General features: G+C 58.1%; 16 protein-coding genes. 5 read left to right on the top strand and 11 right to left on the bottom strand.

Annotated features, from left to right (window positions below; genetic code table 11):
* Positions 1 to 73 precede the first annotated feature (73 nt).
* The gene (locus CIB54_RS07335; protein ID WP_101219323.1) at positions 74 to 988 is read left to right on the top strand and encodes a LysR family transcriptional regulator; all 915 of its coding nucleotides are present in this window, start codon (positions 74 to 76) and stop codon (positions 986 to 988) included.
* Here CIB54_RS07335 and CIB54_RS07330 read toward each other — a convergent pair.
* The 9 genes from CIB54_RS07330 to CIB54_RS07290 all read right to left on the bottom strand — a co-directional run bounded on the left by CIB54_RS07330 (position 979) and on the right by CIB54_RS07290 (position 8,666).
* The gene (locus CIB54_RS07330) at positions 979 to 1,464 is read right to left on the bottom strand and encodes a DoxX family protein (RefSeq protein WP_101219321.1); all 486 of its coding nucleotides are present in this window, start codon (positions 1,462 to 1,464) and stop codon (positions 979 to 981) included. The genes CIB54_RS07335 and CIB54_RS07330 overlap by 10 nt on opposite strands.
* Positions 1,461 to 2,237, bottom strand: a complete 777-nt coding sequence (locus CIB54_RS07325; RefSeq protein WP_101219319.1) for an HvfC/BufC N-terminal domain-containing protein — start codon at positions 2,235 to 2,237, stop codon at positions 1,461 to 1,463. The genes CIB54_RS07330 and CIB54_RS07325 overlap by 4 nt, the downstream gene beginning before the upstream one ends.
* The gene (locus tag CIB54_RS07320; RefSeq protein ID WP_101219317.1) at positions 2,234 to 3,112 is read right to left on the bottom strand and encodes an MNIO family bufferin maturase; all 879 of its coding nucleotides are present in this window, start codon (positions 3,110 to 3,112) and stop codon (positions 2,234 to 2,236) included. Before CIB54_RS07320 ends, CIB54_RS07325 begins: the two co-directional genes overlap by 4 nt.
* A 22-nt stretch (positions 3,113 to 3,134) precedes the next feature.
* Entirely contained in the window at positions 3,135 to 3,431 is a 297-nt protein-coding gene (locus tag CIB54_RS07315; protein WP_065932827.1) for a BufA1 family periplasmic bufferin-type metallophore, read from the bottom strand.
* Between the two features lie 239 nt (positions 3,432 to 3,670).
* Positions 3,671 to 4,372 carry an ABC transporter ATP-binding protein gene (locus CIB54_RS07310; RefSeq protein ID WP_065932826.1) on the bottom strand — a complete coding sequence of 234 codons (702 nt, stop codon included), beginning with the start codon at positions 4,370 to 4,372 and terminating at the stop codon, positions 3,671 to 3,673.
* Between the two features lies 1 nt (position 4,373).
* Positions 4,374 to 5,141 (bottom strand): high-affinity branched-chain amino acid ABC transporter ATP-binding protein LivG, encoded by a 768-nt coding sequence (livG, locus tag CIB54_RS07305; protein WP_065893410.1) that lies wholly within the window; start codon positions 5,139 to 5,141, stop codon positions 4,374 to 4,376.
* The gene (locus tag CIB54_RS07300) at positions 5,138 to 6,391 is read right to left on the bottom strand and encodes a high-affinity branched-chain amino acid ABC transporter permease LivM (RefSeq protein WP_065886144.1); all 1,254 of its coding nucleotides are present in this window, start codon (positions 6,389 to 6,391) and stop codon (positions 5,138 to 5,140) included. Before CIB54_RS07300 ends, livG begins: the two co-directional genes overlap by 4 nt.
* Positions 6,388 to 7,311 (bottom strand): high-affinity branched-chain amino acid ABC transporter permease LivH, encoded by a 924-nt coding sequence (gene livH / locus CIB54_RS07295; protein ID WP_065951982.1) that lies wholly within the window; start codon positions 7,309 to 7,311, stop codon positions 6,388 to 6,390. Before livH ends, CIB54_RS07300 begins: the two co-directional genes overlap by 4 nt.
* A gap of 227 nt (positions 7,312 to 7,538) precedes the next feature.
* Positions 7,539 to 8,666 (bottom strand): branched-chain amino acid ABC transporter substrate-binding protein, encoded by a 1,128-nt coding sequence (locus CIB54_RS07290; protein WP_101219315.1) that lies wholly within the window; start codon positions 8,664 to 8,666, stop codon positions 7,539 to 7,541.
* Positions 8,667 to 9,007: 341 nt separating this feature from the next.
* Between CIB54_RS07290 and CIB54_RS07285 the strand changes: the two genes are divergently transcribed.
* The 3 genes from CIB54_RS07285 (at position 9,008) to CIB54_RS07275 (ending at position 13,741) form a co-directional block, all read left to right on the top strand.
* On the top strand, positions 9,008 to 9,310 hold the full coding sequence (locus CIB54_RS07285) for a DUF2288 domain-containing protein (protein ID WP_017530446.1): 303 nt from the start codon (positions 9,008 to 9,010) through the stop codon (positions 9,308 to 9,310).
* Positions 9,311 to 9,685: 375 nt separating this feature from the next.
* Positions 9,686 to 10,030: a hypothetical protein gene (locus tag CIB54_RS07280; protein ID WP_101219313.1), complete on the top strand. Its 345-nt coding sequence runs from the start codon at positions 9,686 to 9,688 to the stop codon at positions 10,028 to 10,030.
* Positions 10,031 to 10,126: 96 nt separating this feature from the next.
* Entirely contained in the window at positions 10,127 to 13,741 is a 3,615-nt protein-coding gene (locus tag CIB54_RS07275; RefSeq protein WP_101219311.1) for a dermonecrotic toxin domain-containing protein, read from the top strand.
* Positions 13,742 to 13,804: 63 nt separating this feature from the next.
* On the opposite strand, the gene CIB54_RS07270 is transcribed toward CIB54_RS07275, so the two are convergent.
* Complete coding sequence (locus CIB54_RS07270; protein WP_101219309.1) at positions 13,805 to 16,069, bottom strand: putative bifunctional diguanylate cyclase/phosphodiesterase; 2,265 nt, start codon at positions 16,067 to 16,069, stop codon at positions 13,805 to 13,807.
* Positions 16,070 to 16,206: 137 nt separating this feature from the next.
* Positions 16,207 to 16,575: a YkgJ family cysteine cluster protein gene (locus CIB54_RS07265; RefSeq protein ID WP_065952026.1), complete on the bottom strand. Its 369-nt coding sequence runs from the start codon at positions 16,573 to 16,575 to the stop codon at positions 16,207 to 16,209.
* Positions 16,576 to 16,824: 249 nt separating this feature from the next.
* On the opposite strand from CIB54_RS07265, the gene CIB54_RS07260 reads away from it, so the two are divergent.
* A complete protein-coding gene (locus tag CIB54_RS07260; RefSeq protein ID WP_101219307.1) occupies positions 16,825 to 18,171 on the top strand; it encodes a spinster family MFS transporter in 1,347 nt (448 codons plus the stop codon).
* Positions 18,172 to 18,378 lie beyond the last annotated feature (207 nt).

Genomic DNA, 18,378 nt, shown 5'->3' with positions numbered 1-18,378 from the left:
TAAGTCTAGAGTGGCTTTTTCCCTGGATAAACGCGCTAATAGGCAACCGTTGGTTTTCATTTGGAAACAATCAATGAGCGAAATGGACGATCTGGCGGCTTTCGCCGTATTGGTCGAAGCCGGCAGTTTCACCCTGGCGGCCGAGCAACTGGGGTGCAGCAAGGGGCAATTGTCCAAGCGGATCAGCCAGTTGGAAGCGCAGTTCGCGGTGGTGCTGTTGCATCGCACCACGCGCAAGCTGAGCCTGACCGCCGCAGGCGCCGCATTGCTGCCCCAGGCACAGGCGCTGGGGGTGCAGGTGGAACGTGCGCGTCAGGCCTTGGCGCGGCTCAAGGATGACTTGGCCGGTCCAGTGCGTATGACGGTTCCGGTTTCCCTGGGAGAGACGTTCTTCGATGGCTTGTTGCTTGAGTTTTCCAAGCAGTACCCCCAGGTGCAGATCGAGCTGGAACTGAACAACCGCTATCGAGACCTGGCGCGGGACGGGTTCGACCTGGGCGTGCGCTCGGGGGCCATCGAGAACGAGCGCCTGGTGGTCAAGCCGCTGTTGGCCTGGCACGAGATGACCTGCGCCAGCCCGGCCTATCTGCAACAGCACGGCGAACCGCTGTGCCCGGCGGATTTGGCGAGCCACACCTGTTTGCTCAACAGCCACTACAGCGGCCGCGAGGAATGGCTGTATCACCAGCAGCATGAGCTATTGCGTGTGCGAGTGAGCGGCACCTTCGCGTCCAACCACTACAACCTCTTGAAGAAGGCCGCATTGGTGGGCGCCGGTATCGCTCGCCTGCCGTCCTACCTGCTGCCGGCGGAATTGGCCGATGGTCGATTATGCGCACTGTTGCGTGGCTATCAGACGCGCAGCCAGCCGATGTACCTGGTGCATCCCTATCAAGGTGGCCTGCCGCGACGCACCCAGGTGCTGGCCGACTACCTGGTGGACTGGTTCAAGCGCCGCGGTGCAACGCTGGATCGCCTTCAGCGGTAGTGCCGAGCGATCCAATGGTCGATGGATAACCGGCCCGGGCCCTTGGCCACCAGCAGTAATAACAGCGCAATCCAGGTGCCATGGGTGGGGTAAGCGTCTGGATAGACAAACAACTGAATAGTCAGTGTCATGCCAATCAAGGCAAGGGCCGAGAATCGCGTGGCCAATCCCAGCAGGATCAGCGCCGGAAAAACGTGCTCGGCAAACGCCGCCAGGTGCGCGGCGACTTCGGCGGACAACAGCGGGACGTGATATTCGCTGCGAAACAGTGGCAAGGTCGAGGCGGCAAATCGAGGTTCGCCGAGTTCGAAGGTGCCGCTGATCAGATCGATGGCAAAACCTTCAACCTTGGTTTGCCCGGACTTCCAGAACACCGCCGCAATGGAGAAGCGTGCGATAAAAGCGATCAGGCTGTAGGGGATTTTTTCGAAAAGGGCGATGGCTTGTTTCAGCAGGCCGGCAGCGGAACGGTTCATGGCGATACCTTTTGTTCCAGGTGTAAATGAGTGATGGCGTCGTGACTGATCAATAGCGTCAGGCACCGATGCAGGTCGAATTCGGACGAGGCCTGCAAGGCATGCTCCACCGCCATTTCCAGCCCCGTGCCCTGGTTCAGGCAGTTGATAAAGCTCACCGAGCCGCTGTCGATGGCGAAGGTCTTGACCGCCAGCCCCTGGCGCAACACCAACGCATTTTGCGCAGGCCAGGGGCTGAAACCCGTGTCATCGCCGTCATTCTGGTGAGCGGCCCATACCGCCACCACCGCATAGGGTGAGCGCAAGGTGGCGAGGGATGGATGCAATTGCAGGCTCAACTGCCCCAGGTTTTCCTGGCCCTGCAGGTGCTGAAGAATGTGCTGCTGGCACAGCGCCGGCGTGTCGGCTGCGTGATAGGCACGCACCCGCAGGCGCTCCAGCCGTGCGACATCCGCCAGGTAAGGCACGCTATTGGCCGGTTCGAATGCCTGGATAAAATCGGCCAATCTGCTGCCGTACTCGTTGATCAACGGGCTGCCAGGCGGGTTGGCCTGGATAAAAAGGCCCGCCATGGCACGGAAGAATTCATCGCCCACCAGTTGCAACGTCACCGGATAACTGGCTGCCAACGCATTGATCAACGAGCCATGGACATTGTTGCGATACACCGCAAAGCGGCTCGCGGGGTCGGCGCCGTTGCTGCTGAACAGGCCATCCGGGCAGCAGTCGTGCGCTGCGAGCAGGGCGTTGGCGAACGCATCCTGAAGGCTCATGACATCACCCGCGACAGATGCCATTCGGCTTGCCGGGCCTCGGCGTGCAGCACGTTGAAGGCCGGCACCCGGTTATCGCGCTCGATCAGCGTGGCCACCGGCCCCGTGCGCTCGAGCACCTGTGCGTAGAGCCGCCACACCGCATCATCGACCGGCGCGCCGTGATCATCGATGAGCAGTCGGTCGCCCAGGCTGTCAGTGTCTTCGGCAAAGCCGGCCAGGTGTATCTCGCCGACAGCATGCAAAGGCAAGGCATCGAGGTAGGCCAGCGCATCACGTTGATGATTGACGCACGACACGTAGACGTTGTTCACGTCCAGCAGCAAACCGCAGCCGGTGCGCCGGACGATTTCGCTGATGAAGTCGGTTTCGTCCAGGGTGGAGCGCTGGAACTGCACATAGGTCGACGGGTTCTCGAGCAGCATCGGCCGCCTGAGTGTGTCTTGCAGCTGATCTATGTGCTCGCAGACACGAGCCAGCGCTTGCGCATCGTAGGCCAGGGGCAGCAGGTCATTGAAAAATACCGGACCGTGGCTGGACCAGGCCAGGTGTTCGGAAAATGAGTGGGGTTGATAGCGATCGATCAGCCTGGCCAACCTTGCCAGGTGCTGAGGGTTGAGTGGACTTTCGCCGCCGATGGAGAGCCCCACCCCATGCAACGACAGTGGGTAGCGTTCGCGGATCAAGCCCAGGTGGTGGTGGAAAGGCCCGCCGGCAACCATGTAGTTTTCGGCGTGCACTTCAAAGAAACCGATGTCGGGGCGGGTCTCAAGCACTTCCTGGAGGTGCTCGGTCTTCAGCCCCAGCCCGGCCCTGTGGGGGAGGCCGGGCACCTGAGCCGGTGAGACCGTGGGAGAGAGTGAAAGCGTCATCATCAGTCCTCAGGTTTTTCGGGATTCAGGACTTGGCGGTAAAGGCTGCTTCCTGACCGAAACCGGTCGGCGAGGTAGTGCTTGGGGTTTTGAGGCAGGTACCGGCTGGGACCAGTTTCCAGGCGTTGGCCTGGTCTTTGGTTTTAGAGGTACCGGCGCATGAAGTACCGGCGCCTGCGGCGCAATCGTTCTTGCCGGCCTCGGCGACGCCGAAGCATTTCTGCATGTCGTCGGCGGCATGGGCGGTGGTGGTCAGGGCAGACAGGCTCAGGGCCGAACCGAGGGCCAGGACGAGGGTGGCGGCGGACAGTTTGGTGGTCATGGTGTGTCTCCAGCAGTGGGTTGAAAGAGCAGGCTCGATTGCCTGCTTGCACCACTAGAGAGAGAGGGGAGGGGTTCGTTACAAGATCAGTCGAAATTTTTTCACGTTACGCAAAGCAAAATGTGGGAGGGGGCTTGCCCCCGATGACAGTGTGTCAGGCACAGGACATGTGACTGATATACCGCTATCGGGGGCAAGCCCCTCCCACATTTAGATCCAGTTTACTCAGTAACCGGGTCTTAGCCGCCCAGGTACGCCTCCCGCACCTTCGGATCCGTCAGCAGCTGCTCGCCAGTGCCCTGCATCACCACCCGGCCGTTCTCCAGCACATAGGCGCGGTCGGCGATTTTCAGTGCCTGGTTGGCGTTCTGTTCCACCAGGAACACTGTCACTCCGTCCTTGCGCAGTTGTTCGATGATGTCGAAGATCTGCTGGATGATGATCGGTGCCAGGCCCAGGGAGGGCTCGTCCAGAAGCAACAGCTTGGGCTTGCTCATCAATGCGCGGCCGATGGCGAGCATTTGCTGCTCGCCGCCGGACATGGTGCCGCCACGCTGGCTGAAGCGTTCCTTGAGACGCGGGAACAGGTGCAGCACCTTGTCCATCTGTTCCTGATAATCGCCCTTGTCGGTAAAGAACCCGCCCATGGCCAGGTTCTCTTCCACGGTCAGGCGCGAGAACACGCGACGGCCTTCCGGTACCACCGCAATGCTCTTGCGCATGATTTCGGCGGAGTGCTTGCCCACCAGTTCTTCACCCATGTAGCGGATGCTGCCGCTGTGGGCCTGGGGCGACCCGCACAGGGTCATCAGCAGGGTGGACTTGCCGGCACCGTTGGCGCCGATCAGGGTCACGATCTCACCCTGGCGCACTTCCACGTTGACGCTGTGCAGGGCCTGGATCTTGCCGTAGAAAGTGGAAACGTTTTCGAATTGCAGCATTTTACGCTTCCCCCAGATAGGCTTTGATCACTTCGGGATTGTCGCGGATCTGCTCCGGCGTCCCGTCGGCCAGCGGCGTGCCCTGATTGATCACCACGATATGGTCGGAAATGCTCATGACCAGTTTCATGTCGTGTTCGATCAACAGCACGGTGGCGTTGTTTTCCTCACGCAACACGCCGATCAGCGCCTTCAGGTCTTCGGTTTCCTTGGGGTTCAGGCCGGCCGCCGGTTCGTCGAGCATCAGGATCCGCGGGCGGGTCATCATGCAGCGGGCGATTTCCAGGCGACGTTGCTGGCCGTAGGCGAGGGTGCCGGCCGGACGGTTGGCGAACTCGGTGAGGTTGACCTTGTCCAGCCAGTACTCGGCGTACTCCATGGCCTCGCGCTCGCTCTTGCGGAACGCCGGGGTCTTGAACAGGCCTGCGAAGAAATTGGTGTTCAGGTGACGGTGCTGGGCGATCAGCAGGTTCTCGACCGCCGTCATGTCCTTGAACAAACGCACGTTCTGGAACGTGCGCACCACACCCTTGCGGGCAATCTCGTGACCGGCCAGGCCCTGGATCGGCTGACCGTCCAGCAGGATATTGCCGCCGCTCGGCTTGTAGAAACCGGTGAGGCAGTTGAACACCGTGGTCTTGCCGGCGCCGTTCGGGCCGATCAGCGCCACAACCTGTTTCTCCTTGACGGTCAGGGCAACGCCATTGACCGCCAGCAAACCGCCGAAGCGCATGCTCAGATTTTCGACTTTCAGGATCTCGCGGCTCATTTGCGCAGCTCCATGTGTGGACGTTGCATGGGCAGCAGGCCTTGAGGGCGCCAGATCATCATCAGCACCATGAGGGCGCCGAACATCAACATGCGGTATTCACTGAAGTCGCGCATCAGTTCCGGGAGCAACGTCATTACCACGGCAGCCAGAATAACGCCCAGTTGTGAACCCATTCCGCCCAATACGACAATCGCCAAAATGATTGCTGACTCGAGGAAGGTAAACGACTCAGGTGTAACCAGCCCCTGACGTGCAGCAAAGAAGCTGCCGGCAAAACCGGCGAATGTCGCCCCGAGGGTGAATGCCGAGAGTTTGATTACTGTCGGGTTCATACCCAGCGCCCGGCAGGCTATTTCGTCCTCACGTAATGCTTCCCAGGCTCGGCCGATCGGCATGCGCAGTAAGCGATTGATCACGAACAAGGTCGCAAGCACCAGCAACAGCGCAATCAGATAGAGAAACACTATCTTGTCAGATCCGCTGTAAACCAAACCGAAGTACTCATGAAACGTTTGTCCGCCATCAGGCGCAGTTTTATCGAGCGGAAGACCGAAAAACGTTGGCTTGGGAATGTTGCTTATGCCGTTCGGCCCACCGGTGAGGTCGGTGAGGTTGCGAAGAAACAGACGAATTATTTCCCCGAAGCCGAGCGTCACGATTGCCAGGTAGTCGCCGCGCAGTCGCAACACTGGGAAACCCAGAAGGAAACCGAAGGTGGCAGCCATCATTCCGGCAATTGGCAGGCAGATCCAGAAGCCCCAGCCGAGGTAGTGCGACAGCAGTGCGTAGGTATAAGCGCCAACAGCGTAAAAGCCTACGTAACCCAGGTCGAGCAACCCCGCCAGGCCCACCACAATGTTCAACCCCAGCCCAAGCATCACGTAAATCAGGATCAAGATACCGATATCCACCGCACCTCGGGAGCCAAAAAACGGCCATACAAGGGCGGCGGCGATCAGGGCGATGATGATGTAACGCTGTGTACGCGGGAGGGTCAGGAATTGGCTGACCTTGGGTGAAACCAACGGACCACGATTGCGTTTGAATAACCCACCAAGCTGGTGGGTAAACAGTACCCGCAAAAACATCAGAACCGAACACACCGCGATGATGCTCAACGTCAGCGGCCCGGTGCCATGCACTTCCAGGTTGATGCCGACAATGCTCAGCTTGAGGCCGAGTACCGGAAAGGCCACGGCCCATACCAGCAAGGCGCTGAAAAACGCCGATTTAAGATATCTGCTCATACTTTCTCAACCTCCGGACGGCCCAGGATGCCGGTCGGACGGAACAACAACACCAGAACCAACAAGCCGAATGCCACGACGTCCTTGTACTGGTCACCGAAGATGTCGGCACCGAAGGCTTCGGCCACGCCCAGCACCAGCCCGCCGAGCATGGCGCCCGGAATGCTGCCGATGCCGCCCAGTACCGCCGCGGTAAAGGCCTTGAGGCCTACCAGGAAACCGGCGTTGGGGTTGATCACGCCGTACTGCATGCTCAGTAGCACGGCAGCGACCGCCGCCAGCGCAGCACCGATCACGAAGGTCAGGGCGATGATGTTGTTGGTGTTGATGCCCAGCAGGTTGGCCATCTTGATGTCTTCGGCGCAGGCCCGGCAGGCGCGCCCCAGGCGGGAGCGGGAAATGAACAGCGTGAGGCCGAGCATGGCCACCAGGGTGACGATGAAGACCAGGATCTGCATGTAGGAGATCAGCACTTCCTGCGCACCACCGGGGCCGAAGGAAATGCTCCCCGGAATCAGGTTGGGAATGGATTTGTCCTTGGAGTCCTGGGACAGCAATACGGTGTTCTGCAGGAAAATCGACATGCCGATGGCGGAAATCAGCGGGATCAACCGGTTGCTGCCACGCAAGGGGCGGTAGGCAACACGCTCGATACTGTAGCCATAGGCACTGGTCACGACGATCGACGCAAGGAACGCGGCGGTCATCAACAGCGGCAGGGAGTGGATACCCATCATGGCCAGCCCGGCGAGGGCGATGAAGGCCACGTAGGAACCAATCATGTACACCTCGCCATGGGCGAAGTTGATCATTCCAATGATGCCGTAGACCATTGTGTAGCCAATGGCTATCAAGGCATAGGTGCTGCCAATGGTCAGGCCATTAACCAGCTGTTGGAAAAAATGATAGATCTCAGGCATTACAGCGCTCCTAAAAACCCGATACGCATTTCACTGGTGGAGTCATTTCCGGCTCGGTGCCCTGTTCTGTGACCAGGTTGCACAAAGCGTTTGCCAGCGAACCGCTGGTGACGGTTTTAAGATTTTCAGGTGAGCCAGCGCCCGGATCGCGGGTGCCATGGCCCATAAACCTCGTAAAACAAAGCCCACTGCTTGAACAGTGGGCTTGTTGACCAGTAATGCCTGGCTTACTGAGGGGAAACTTCGGTTTTTGGTTTGCCGAAGTGCCATTCGTAGACCACGAACTTGAAGTCCTTCAGGTCGCCCTTGGCATCGAAGCTCAGGTCGCCGGTAGGGGTCTTGAAGGTACCGGCGTGGATGGCTTCGGCCACCTCGGTGGTGTCTTCGCTTTTGGCGGCCTTGATACCGCCGGCGATCACTTCGATGGCCGAGTAGGCCGGGAACACGAACGGACCGGTCGGGTCCTGCTTGTTCTTGGCAAACTCTTCAACGATGGCTTTGTTGGCAGGGTCGGTGTCGAAGGATTTCGGCAGGGTCACCAGCAGGCCTTCGGAAGCGCCCTGGGCGATTTGCGAGATGGAGTCGTTGCCGACGCCTTCAGGGCCCATGAACTTGGCGTTCAGGCCTTTTTCCTTGGCCTGGCGCAGGATCAGGCCCAGCTCAGGGTGGTAGCCACCGTAGTAGACGAAGTCGACGTTGGCTTGCTTGAGTTTCTGGATGATCGAGGAGAAGTCCTTGTCACCGGCGTTCAGGCCTTCGAAGACGGCAACCTTGGTGCCTTTCTTCTCCAGAGTCTGTTTGACCGCGGTGGCGATGCCTTCACCGTATTGCTGCTTGTCGTGCAGTACGGCCACGATCTTCGGCTTCACGTGGTCGGCGATGTAGTTACCGGCCGCCGGGCCTTGTGCGCTGTCCAGGCCGATGGTGCGGAAGATCAGTTTGTAGCCACGGGCGGTGATTTCCGGGCTGGTGGCGGCCGGGGTAATCATGATCACGCCTTCGTCTTCATAGATATCCGACGCTGGCTGAGTGGAGCTGGAGCAGAGGTGACCGACCACGAACTTGACGCCGTCGTTGACCACTTTGTTGGCTACGGCAACGGCCTGTTTCGGATCGCAAGCGTCATCGTATTCCTTGGCTTCAAGCATTTTGCCGTCTACGCCGCCCTTGGCGTTGATGTCGGCGATGGCCTGCTTGGCACCCATGAATTGCATGTCGCCGTATTGCGTTACAGGACCGGTCTTGGGACCTGCGATACCGATCTTGATGGTATCGGCTGCGAACGAATGGCCGGCAACCCCAGCCAGGACCATAGCGGCAAACAGTTTGGAAATCTGCTTAGTAGCCTTATTCATAGTGCTCCACTCTTACTGTTGTATTTTTTATAGTTCTAGCGGCCTTGTGAGCTGCAGAACCGGATCAGATATCGCGGATATCCCCCCGGCATTGCCCCGGCAACTGTACCGGTACAGTGTAGAGCGCCGGTTGATCGCTTGAAAAGCTGGCTGCCGGGGGCAAAACCGAGTTGTGTCGCTTAAATGAAAGAAAAAGACAGAATTGCGGCGGGGTCATGCCAGCCTTTCAAGCATTCCGTGGCTTTTCCGACACTTTCAATCGCCAGCTCATTTGCTACTGGGTTTTTCTGCCTGAGTTACGGGGCTATGATTGCGCCGATTTTTTACTCAGGTGAACTCCCATGACGCAAGAACCTAGCACCCTCTATGCCAAGCTGCTCGGGGAAACCGCGGAAATTTCCTGGAAAGAGCTCGAGCCGTTCTTTGCCAAGGGTGCCCTATTGTGGGTCGACGCCGGCCTTGATTTGATCGAAGCGGCCGAGGGAATGGCCGAAGACAACCGCGACAAAGTCGCTGCCTGGCTGGCTGCGGGGAGCCTTGGCGAAGTGTCTGCGACGCGGGCATTGGACCTGGTTGAGCGTGATCCGAGCTTGTGGGCGGTGGTGGTTTCACCGTGGATTCTGATCCAGGAAAGGGCAGCATAAGAAAAGACCGCACGAAAAGGGTGCGCGTTTTGCGTTGAAAAAAGTGTGTAGTGCAGTAACTACCAGCGCAGTGATGGCATCTTGCCGTGAAGAAAGGTCACAGCGCACCCTGACGCGCACGTCACGGGAACAGTTAAGCTGAAGGTTATCCTTGAAGTTAATTGTTTCTTGGTGTGAGAGATGCTGAGGTTGCCCCAGGCTATATATAGAGCACCTGCCGGAAGAGGCGCGATGTCACGCTGAGTTTTTAGGTCTTAAGGCTCAGCTATGCAACCTCGGTCATCTTCACCCTCCCTCAGTCTTCTATTGGCTCAGGACAACGATTACCAGACTCACTATCGGACAAGACTCGAGTGGATCGACCAAGAGCTTCTAATGCTCAGGCAGCGACCGTCATTTCTGTCCTTTGTAAATCATTCGTTTAACGCTGCGTTTACCTCCAGCGAGAAACCACTGCAATCCAATCGAATTTTCATCACCAGCCATACTCAGGACGAGGTGGTGATTCCAGCAGACGTCAGCGTTGTTCTGCTGCCCAGCGTGTTGGATGCGGTGGTGCGCAGAATCGTAGATAAACAGCCTGCATCGTTTGCCAGTCGCTTGACTACCTTCAGCTTCGGTCGGGGAGAAGAGGACGATAAAGATTTACCCGCATCGCTGACACCGGCTGCCTTTGACACCTTTGTCGATAACGTTGCAGTTTCGCTGGAGACTGCTTAACAGGCTCATCTTGATACCTTCTGGAATAAAACGCTTGAGGGAAGCGCCCGCTCCTACAAGCAAAAGGTTATTTCAAGGCGTGAGGATCAGCTACGCGTGGAGGCTACGCTGCTCAGGGGTGACGGAACGCTGAACTCGGGTGGCGTGTTGTTGGTTGAAGAGTTTCTGGCATTTTCCGATGCGTCTGCCCGTCAAGGCAGGCCTTACAGGGCCGCTGCCTATGCATTGGCGCTCAAAGATGGCAGCCAGTCGCCGAATATGCCCTTGCATGGCGCATTGGTGCTGACCTCTCGGGACCCGTCATATTCTGAGTCAGATATTACCGCGACGCTCCCGCCCCCCAGCATTCGCCCGATCCAGACCGATGCCAATGTTGGTTTTGTCGTGTTGTTCACACCCAACCAAGGGCTGGAGGCATTCGCCTCATTGGCCCTTCTGGATAAGGAACTTCACCGTCGGCTCAATAAGGATCATGAGTTCGAGAGTGTTTTTGCACTTCTGGCGGACAGATACGGTGAACGTGCGACGACCCTTCGCAACAAGGTGCAGCAAGCGGACTGCTTTGACTACACGGAAATTCTGGAGTCGGTGTTCAGCGCCAGTGTGGAGTCTCAATATCAGAAGTTGATTCAAGACTTCATGTTCATGGTGGGCGTGTACCAGGCTCGCGGTGTGCAGACCGACATGAGCCAATTACCGGACAGCCTGGATCTCACGACTGACATGAGCAAGTTGTTCAGCTTGAGCGGCGTGTTGATGGCTCGGGAAACCAAGCGGTCAAAAGCAGAGCTTAACGCGTTTTTGAGGACGGCCTCGGAAACCGATAAAGCCGCGTGGGCGGCAGCGACGCGTGACTATCTGCAGGTGCTGCAAAGTGCTTGCGCCGCAGACGGCTTGCCCTCTATTTCACAGTTTGGTGACCGTACAGCACTATTGGATTACAGCAGGACACGGCTGTCGGAAGTGCTCGAGATCCAATATGGCATTGATGCAGATCCGGACGACATCCGGGTGACCATTCGACGGCCCAATCCTGCCGGTGGCATTTATTTTTCAGGTGCCAGGCCTAATCCTCAAACAGGCCAGGCTCGCTATAAAGTCCAAACGAAGACCCTGACCGAATTGGCAGTGGAGAACGTCGAGTATTTCGACCAGGTCTTTGTTGATAAATCCAGGTTAAGTCTGAACAACCAGCCTTATACAGAACTGACCCCGCAGCACGTCAAAGACTTGGTGCGTGAGCTGGATATTGGCAGCGCCTACGAGGGGTTTCTCACAGCGCGTTTGTTGACGTCTCACGAAGCGCAGAGTTTAAAGAAAGACTTTGTGCGGGTCATGGAAAAGCAACTGAGGGTCGATGCGCTTGAGGCGAAAATTGCCGGAGACTATTCGCCTGATACGCTGGACCGCGGCTACCACTGGGTCAAAAGTGTACTTGATCACCCCACGCAGACCGATCAGCGGGCCACAGTGGGTGGGCACGGAGTCACTGTATCGGCGTTGGTTATCCGTGATATCGCGGTGCGCGGCGTTTTGGTATTCCGTTCTGCCAGTTCAACGATTCATTCCAAGGTCGTCTATACCCCTCGGGCTCCGGGTGGCCGGGTATTTCACGAGTATGAGAGCAGCACACAGTTGCTTGAGCGGTTTATCAATAACAGCGCCTGGCATGATTATCTGTTCGACAATATGGAAGGTGCCTATCAGCCAAGGTTACGCAGGAAGCTGGCAAGTGGTATTTACTACACCGAATTCGACTACTTGAACATTACCCGCCATGTGTTTGAGCGTGCCTATGACATCGAGGCGCGCAACGCCATCGAAAAGGCTAACCGTAACTCAACCAGTACTCATGAAGCGGATGTCCGCAGCGTCTGGACCATTGTCGAAGGTGTGGTAGAGGTGGCCTTGGCGGTTTTGCCGGTGCGAATCACCTTTGTCATCGGTCTTGTACGAAGCGCGTTTGCCTTGAACCAGGCTGTTGAGGCCTTGCAAAAAGACGACAGTGTGGCGGCGAGCTATGAGTTTGTCAGGGCCTTCAGCCATCTGATCGGTGCGCTGGTGGACGGCGCCATAGGGTTTGCACCGGTGCGTGTGGGCGGGGTGCCTGGGCACGCGGGCTTACCCTCTGATAGGGCACTCAGGGCTGTGCCTAAAGACGTTACCCCGTTGGTGGGTTGGGAAGGCAAGGGGATTTACACCCGAGCGGGAAACGGTGCAAAACCCGGCCAGCACTTTTTGCATGAAAAGGGCCAGTGGTACAAGGTTACCTATGATGAAGTCTCGGGTGCCAAGACCTGGCGTCTACAGAAACCACGTCGTTCGGCAGAGCACTCGTATCACCTGCCGCCCATTGCACAGAATGCATTGAACGAGTGGGTCATCCGTTCCCCTGAAATAGGGTTGAAAGGTGGCGTTCACTCTAGAATGGCGCGGGATGACTTGATGCGTTTGTATCCTGATCTGGGGCCGCAGGCGGCGGGGAGAGTGCTGGATTCGTTTCAGTTTCCTGCGGGCGCTGAAAGAGCCTGGGAGCTTCGTTTCTCGAGGCGACTGTGGGATAGTCAGGCCCCTCTGCAACAGGCGTTTTTAAGAGAGATTCCAAGCGAGTTTCATCAGTATCTTATAGTGCCTCTTGATCAGGCCCGACTGCGGATGCAGGGTATTGACCAGATAGCAGGTGCAGCCCCTGTTGCCGTGACCCCCGTTCGCGCAAGTGTCATCCAGAGCAATCATTGGAAAACCTGGGGTAAAGTCATTAATTCCGCAGTATTGGAAGTTCATCCTGGCCACCCTTCAATATACCGGTATAAGAATGTTCCTGGCACTTGGTGGCGGCACCAAGAGGGCAACTTTATCAAGGTAGAGGGTGCTTACTACAGGCTCACTGATAAGAGTGAGATCACGTTGACGCCGCCGTTTTATGTGCGCAATCCTGACAGCGCCTACAACACCTTTGATAGCTTCGAACTCATGTTGCGCCATAATCCCGCCGAGCAGCCCAGGCTGGCTACGTATAATCGCGCTACGTCGACCTGGCATGTTTCTAATCTGATGTCGTTCGAGAAAAGCCTGGTGAGTTATGCTGCCGATATTTTCCCTGAACTGACGCCCGGGAGTCAGGTGCAGCTTGTCAGGGCGATGTTTACAGAGTTCGCCTCTATTAGTTATTCAAATATGAATTTTTTGCGCGAATGGCGCACAGGGGCGTTCCGGTCAAACGATCCTATATCAATGATGGAGTACCGTGGTTCGGTCGCAGGAGCAAATCCCAGGTACAACATCGGTCGAGTGACCGAGGATGTGCGATCGGGCGCTTTTGGGCGCTTGGATTTCTCATTCAATGCCCTTCACCCACATCTTCACCACGCGATCACCCGCCCAGGACCTGCTACGCTAAGGCCGCTGATGGTCGAGGCGATGAGGCATGTGGCTCGTGTTGATTTAGTAGAGTCATTGTCGTCTTCCACCCGATTGTTCTTTCAGCGGGCAGGCGACGTTACGTTGTATTGCCTGCATTGCGTCAATGTCAGCGAGACGTTCGTCAGGACAAACAGCTTTCAACTCTATAACCCCTCGTTAATGACCAGCACTGGACTCGTCCGCTCTGCGGTGCAAGCCAATAAACTGATAAACCTGGTAGGGGGCATTCAGCGTAGTGCTCGTGCGCCGCAACAGGCCCAGGTATTTATCTTTAAAATTATCCGATAGGCCCGCTGAATCAGGCCGTCTTGCCGGTGTGGCTATGGTTCCATGAGACGCACTGGCGGCGCCTCAGCGAATCGGCCTGACGATAGACGGCGGGCCGATACGCGCCGGGGCAGGGTCTTTTGACGGTGGGGCGTCTTTGTTGCCCTCCATGCTGGACGGGTAAAGCGGGTTGCGCATCGCGATGCCCTGGATCACGCCGATGACGTCATTGAAGGGCACCGCCGGGCTAAGCAGGTAGCCCTGCATAAAGTCACAATCGTGCTTGAGCAATAGCTCGAACTGCGCCTGGGTTTCCACCCCTTCGGTCACCACCTGCAAGTGCAGGATATGAGCCATGCCGATAACCGCCTGGACGATCTCGCTGTCTGCGGTGGACTTGGGAATGTCCTGGATAAAGGAGCGGTCGATCTTCAAGGTGTTGATCGGCAGGCGCTTGAGATAGGCCAGGGACGAATAACCGGTACCGAAATCGTCGATCGCCAGGGAGACACCCAAGGCACGGATTTGCCGCAGCAGCGCCAGGGTGCTGCTGATGTTGCCCATCAGCGCATTCTCGGTGACTTCCAGTTCCAGGCGGTTGGCCGCCACGCCGGCGAAGCGCAGGGCGGCTTCGATTTCATCGGCCAGTTCGTCCCGTGCCAGGTTCAGGGCCGAGCAGTTCACGGACATGGTCAACTCGGTGTAGCCCCGGTCAGACAGCAGGCTCAAATCATGGCACGCCTGGCGCAATACCCAGTGATCCAGTTCGGCGATCAAGCCGTTGTTCTCGGCGATGCCGATAAACCGGTCCGGGGTCAGCAGCCCATGTTGGGGGTGCTGCCAGCGCACCAGGGCCTCCAGGCGCGTGACCTTGCCGAGCTTGATGTCGAAGATCGGTTGATAAAACAGCACCAGTTCGTTGCGTGCACGCAAGGCGGCGCGCAGTTCTTCTTCCAGTTGCAGTTCCAGGAATGCGCGGGTTTTAAGGTTGGAACTGAAGAAGTTCAGGTTATTGCGCCCGGCGTCCTTGGATTGATATAGCGCCAGGTCAGCGGTTTTCAGCAGCTCTTCGCACGTTTGGCCGTCATCCGGGAAAAGGCTGATGCCGATGCTGGTGGTCATCACCATACGCCGGCCCGCCAGTTCGATGGGTTCTTTCATCTGCTGCATGATGCGCTGGGCCAGGCGCCGGGCTTCGTCGCGGTGATGAATAGTGATCAGGATGCAGAACTCATCCCCGCCGAAACGCGCGACCACGTCGGCATGGCTGCGCACCGAGCTTTTGATATGGCTGGCCAGCACGGTGAGCAATTGATCGCCGGCATCGTGCCCAAGGCTGTCGTTGATACGTTTGAAATGGTCAATGTCGAGGAAGATCAACGCCATCATGCCGTTGGAAGCCGTTTTTTCAGCGACCTTTTCCGCAAAGATCTGATTGAAGCCCCGTCGGTTGAGCAAGCTGGTCAGCGCGTCGTAATGGGCGACCTGCTGCAACGAGGCACGGGCCTGGTCCAGTTCGCTGAGCAGCGCATTGACCCGGCGCAGGTCGCGCTCCTTGTGTTGCAGTTTTTTGTCCGCCAGGGCCGCACTGACGCTGCTGCCGATCACCAGCAAGGTAATCACCGCCACCGACAGGCCCAGTTGCATGGGGTTGTTATCCACCGGCAGTGACAGATTCACGCCATTGGGTACCAGCATTTGCATGGCCGCCATGCCGGTGAAATGCATGCTCAGAATGCCGGCGCCCAGCACCAGGCTGGCGGCGTATTTGAGCAATTGGTGAAACACGCCGGCACCGTTGCGCAGGTAGCTCGACAGCAACAACGCCGCGAGGCTCGCGCCGATGGCAATCGCCACCGACGCCATGAACAGCCCGGATTCGAAGTACACCTGCGCCTGGGAGCGCATGGACGACATGCCGACGTAGTGCATCAGGGCGATGCCCAGTCCCATCCACACCGAGGCCAGCACGTACTGGTGCAAGCGCAGGTGCGCGTGACTGAGGGTTTGCATGGCGAACAGCGAAGCGATCAGCGCGATGACCAGGGAAACGAAGGTCATGAGCAGTTCGTAATGAATGGCGATAGGCGCCTGGAATGCCAGCATGCTGATGAAATGCGTCGACCAGATACCGCCCGCCAGGCAGCCCGCGCCCAACCAACGCCAGCGGCGGCGGGCGGTGGGGTCTTCCACATGACCGACGCGTTCGGCCATGTCCAGCGTGCCGAAGCCCGCCGCACAGGCGACCAGGTAAGCCAGTAGCACCAGAAAGGGGTTATGACTGCAATTGAGTAATAAGTGCCCGTTGTCTGGGAGGTCGGTGAAAAAGTGCAACCCCAGCCATTCCATAGCGAGTCCCGTCATAGCGTCGCGTCACCGCCTGAGGCGATGACCTATGAGATCGAGTATAGAAGCCTCGCGGGATTTTCCATGAATAATGGCACTTTGATTCAATTCTTTTTGCATGCCGCCCATCGCGTTTGATGCTAAGCGCTGATGGGCAGATCCAGTTCGAAAGGTCGCTCCTGGAGGGGCGCCAGACCGAAGGCGGCACGGGCGGCATCGCAATCGACGTTTTGCACGCCCTGGCTCCACGAGGCGTCGAATTCGCGGCAGGGGCTTGAGCGCTGTTCATAGATGGAACAACGCGTGCCTTTACCCACTTCGCCCTCGAGGCTGCAGCAGCGTGCGGGCTTCTGGTCGGTTCCGATCATCGCCACGCGGGTGGGGTTGATCTGCACCACCAGGTCATCGGGCACCGTACCGCCCGATGAGGCGCATTCGCCCCAGAAGAAAGACACACGGAAGTGTGAACAGCAGGCACCGCAACTCAGACACGGACTGGCTTCGGACATGGGCGTCATCGATTAGGGTAGGTAAGGGGGGACTGCGGGAAGGCTCGCCATTCTATCCGGGTCATGGCCGTTGGGAAGGGGGGCGCCTATATATATTTTCGTAGGGAAAATCCCGTAGTTTCGGGGATATCACGCCCTATCAGCTTTACGAATCATTACAGACAAGCGCCGCCAGCCTGACTATGTTTCAGCAACCTGAGCAGGATGCAGTGGGCATCGCAGCTCTCATAACAATAAAGAGACGGACCCATGCAGAACTCGACCCAAGCGGCGAATGCCTGGCGCATTCTGTTCCTGCTGTTCCTCGCCAACCTGTTCAACTTCTTCGACCGCACCATTCCCGCGATCATCATCGAGCCGATCCGCATGGAGTGGCATCTGAGCGACTTCCAGCTCGGCATCATCGGTACCTCTTTCACCATCGTTTATGCCATCGCCGGGCTGCCGCTGGGGCGCCTGGCCGACACGGGTTCGCGCAGCAAACTGATGGGCTGGGGCCTGTTTGCCTGGAGCGGGCTGACGGCGATCAATGGCCTGGTTGGCAGTTTCTGGAGCTTCCTGTTGGTGCGCATGGGCATTGGCATCGGGGAAGCCAGCTATGCCCCCGCCGCCAATTCGTTGATCGGCGATCTGTTTCCCGCCCACCGCCGCGCACGCGCCATGGGGATCTTCATGCTCGGCCTGCCGCTGGGCTTGTTGCTGGCATTTTTCACCATCGGCGCGATGGTCAAGGCGTTCGACAGCTGGCGTGCGCCGTTCTTTATTGCTGCCGTGCCGGGGCTGATCCTCGCGGTGTTCATGTTCTACATCAAAGAGCCCAAACGCGGCGCTGCCGAATCGGTGCAAGTGTCCCAGGCGCGCGTCGACCGCCCGATCCGCCGTGTACTGGCGGTGCCGACTTTCCTGTGGCTGGTGCTGGCCGGACTGTGCTTCAACTTCGCTACCTATGCGTGCAATTCATTCCTGGTGCCGATGCTGCAACGTTACTTCCTGATGCCTTTGCAGGAGGCGGCGGTGGCCACCGGTGTGATCGTCGGCCTGACCGGTCTGGTGGGCCTGACCCTGGGCGGCTGGATTGCCGACAAGATCCACCAGCGGGTCGCCAATGGCCGGCTGCTGTTCGCCGCGTGCAGCCTGATCATCTCCACGGTCACCACCGCCTGGGCACTGCATGCCGGGCGTATCGAGATCGGGGTGTTCGTCCTGCTGTTCAGCGTGGGCTGGCTGTTTGCGTACAACTTCTATACCTGCGTGTACACCGCGATCCAGGACGTGGTTGAACCGCGCCTGCGGGCCACGGCGATGGCGTTGTTCTTTGCCGGGCTGTATCTGCTGGGCGGGGGGATGGGGCCGATCGTGGTGGGCGGGCTGTCTGATCACTTTGCCCATGCGGCGATGTACGCGGCGGGGGCGGAGCAGATGACCGAGGCTTATAAGGCGGTGGGGTTGCATGACGCCATGTACCTGATTCCGGTGGCGTTGTTTCTGACCATGCTGTTTCTGTTCCAGGCTTCGCGCAGTTTTGTGCGTGATGCCAAGCGGATGAAGGAGGGGTTGAGTGCGGAGGAGGTGCCGGCTGCGGCGGCGACAGCTTGAGACCGAGGTGAGTCTATTGGGCTCCCCCACATTTTGATGTGTGAACACAGTCAAGTGTGGGAGGGGGCTTGCCCCCGATGGCGGCCTCCGGGCCGACCAGGATGTTGGATCAGACCGAGTACATATCCGTTTCTGCGGTAACGGCGGCTGGCGGTTCCGCTTTTACAGCGGGTCACTTTTGGAAAAGAGCCCCAAAAGTAACCAAAA

This window comes from Pseudomonas fluorescens (assembly GCF_002837185.1).
Taxonomy (GTDB): domain Bacteria; phylum Pseudomonadota; class Gammaproteobacteria; order Pseudomonadales; family Pseudomonadaceae; genus Aquipseudomonas; species Aquipseudomonas fluorescens_AM.
The sequence above is the reverse complement of the archived record's forward strand: the minus strand, read 5'-3'. Positions and strand labels throughout refer to the sequence as shown.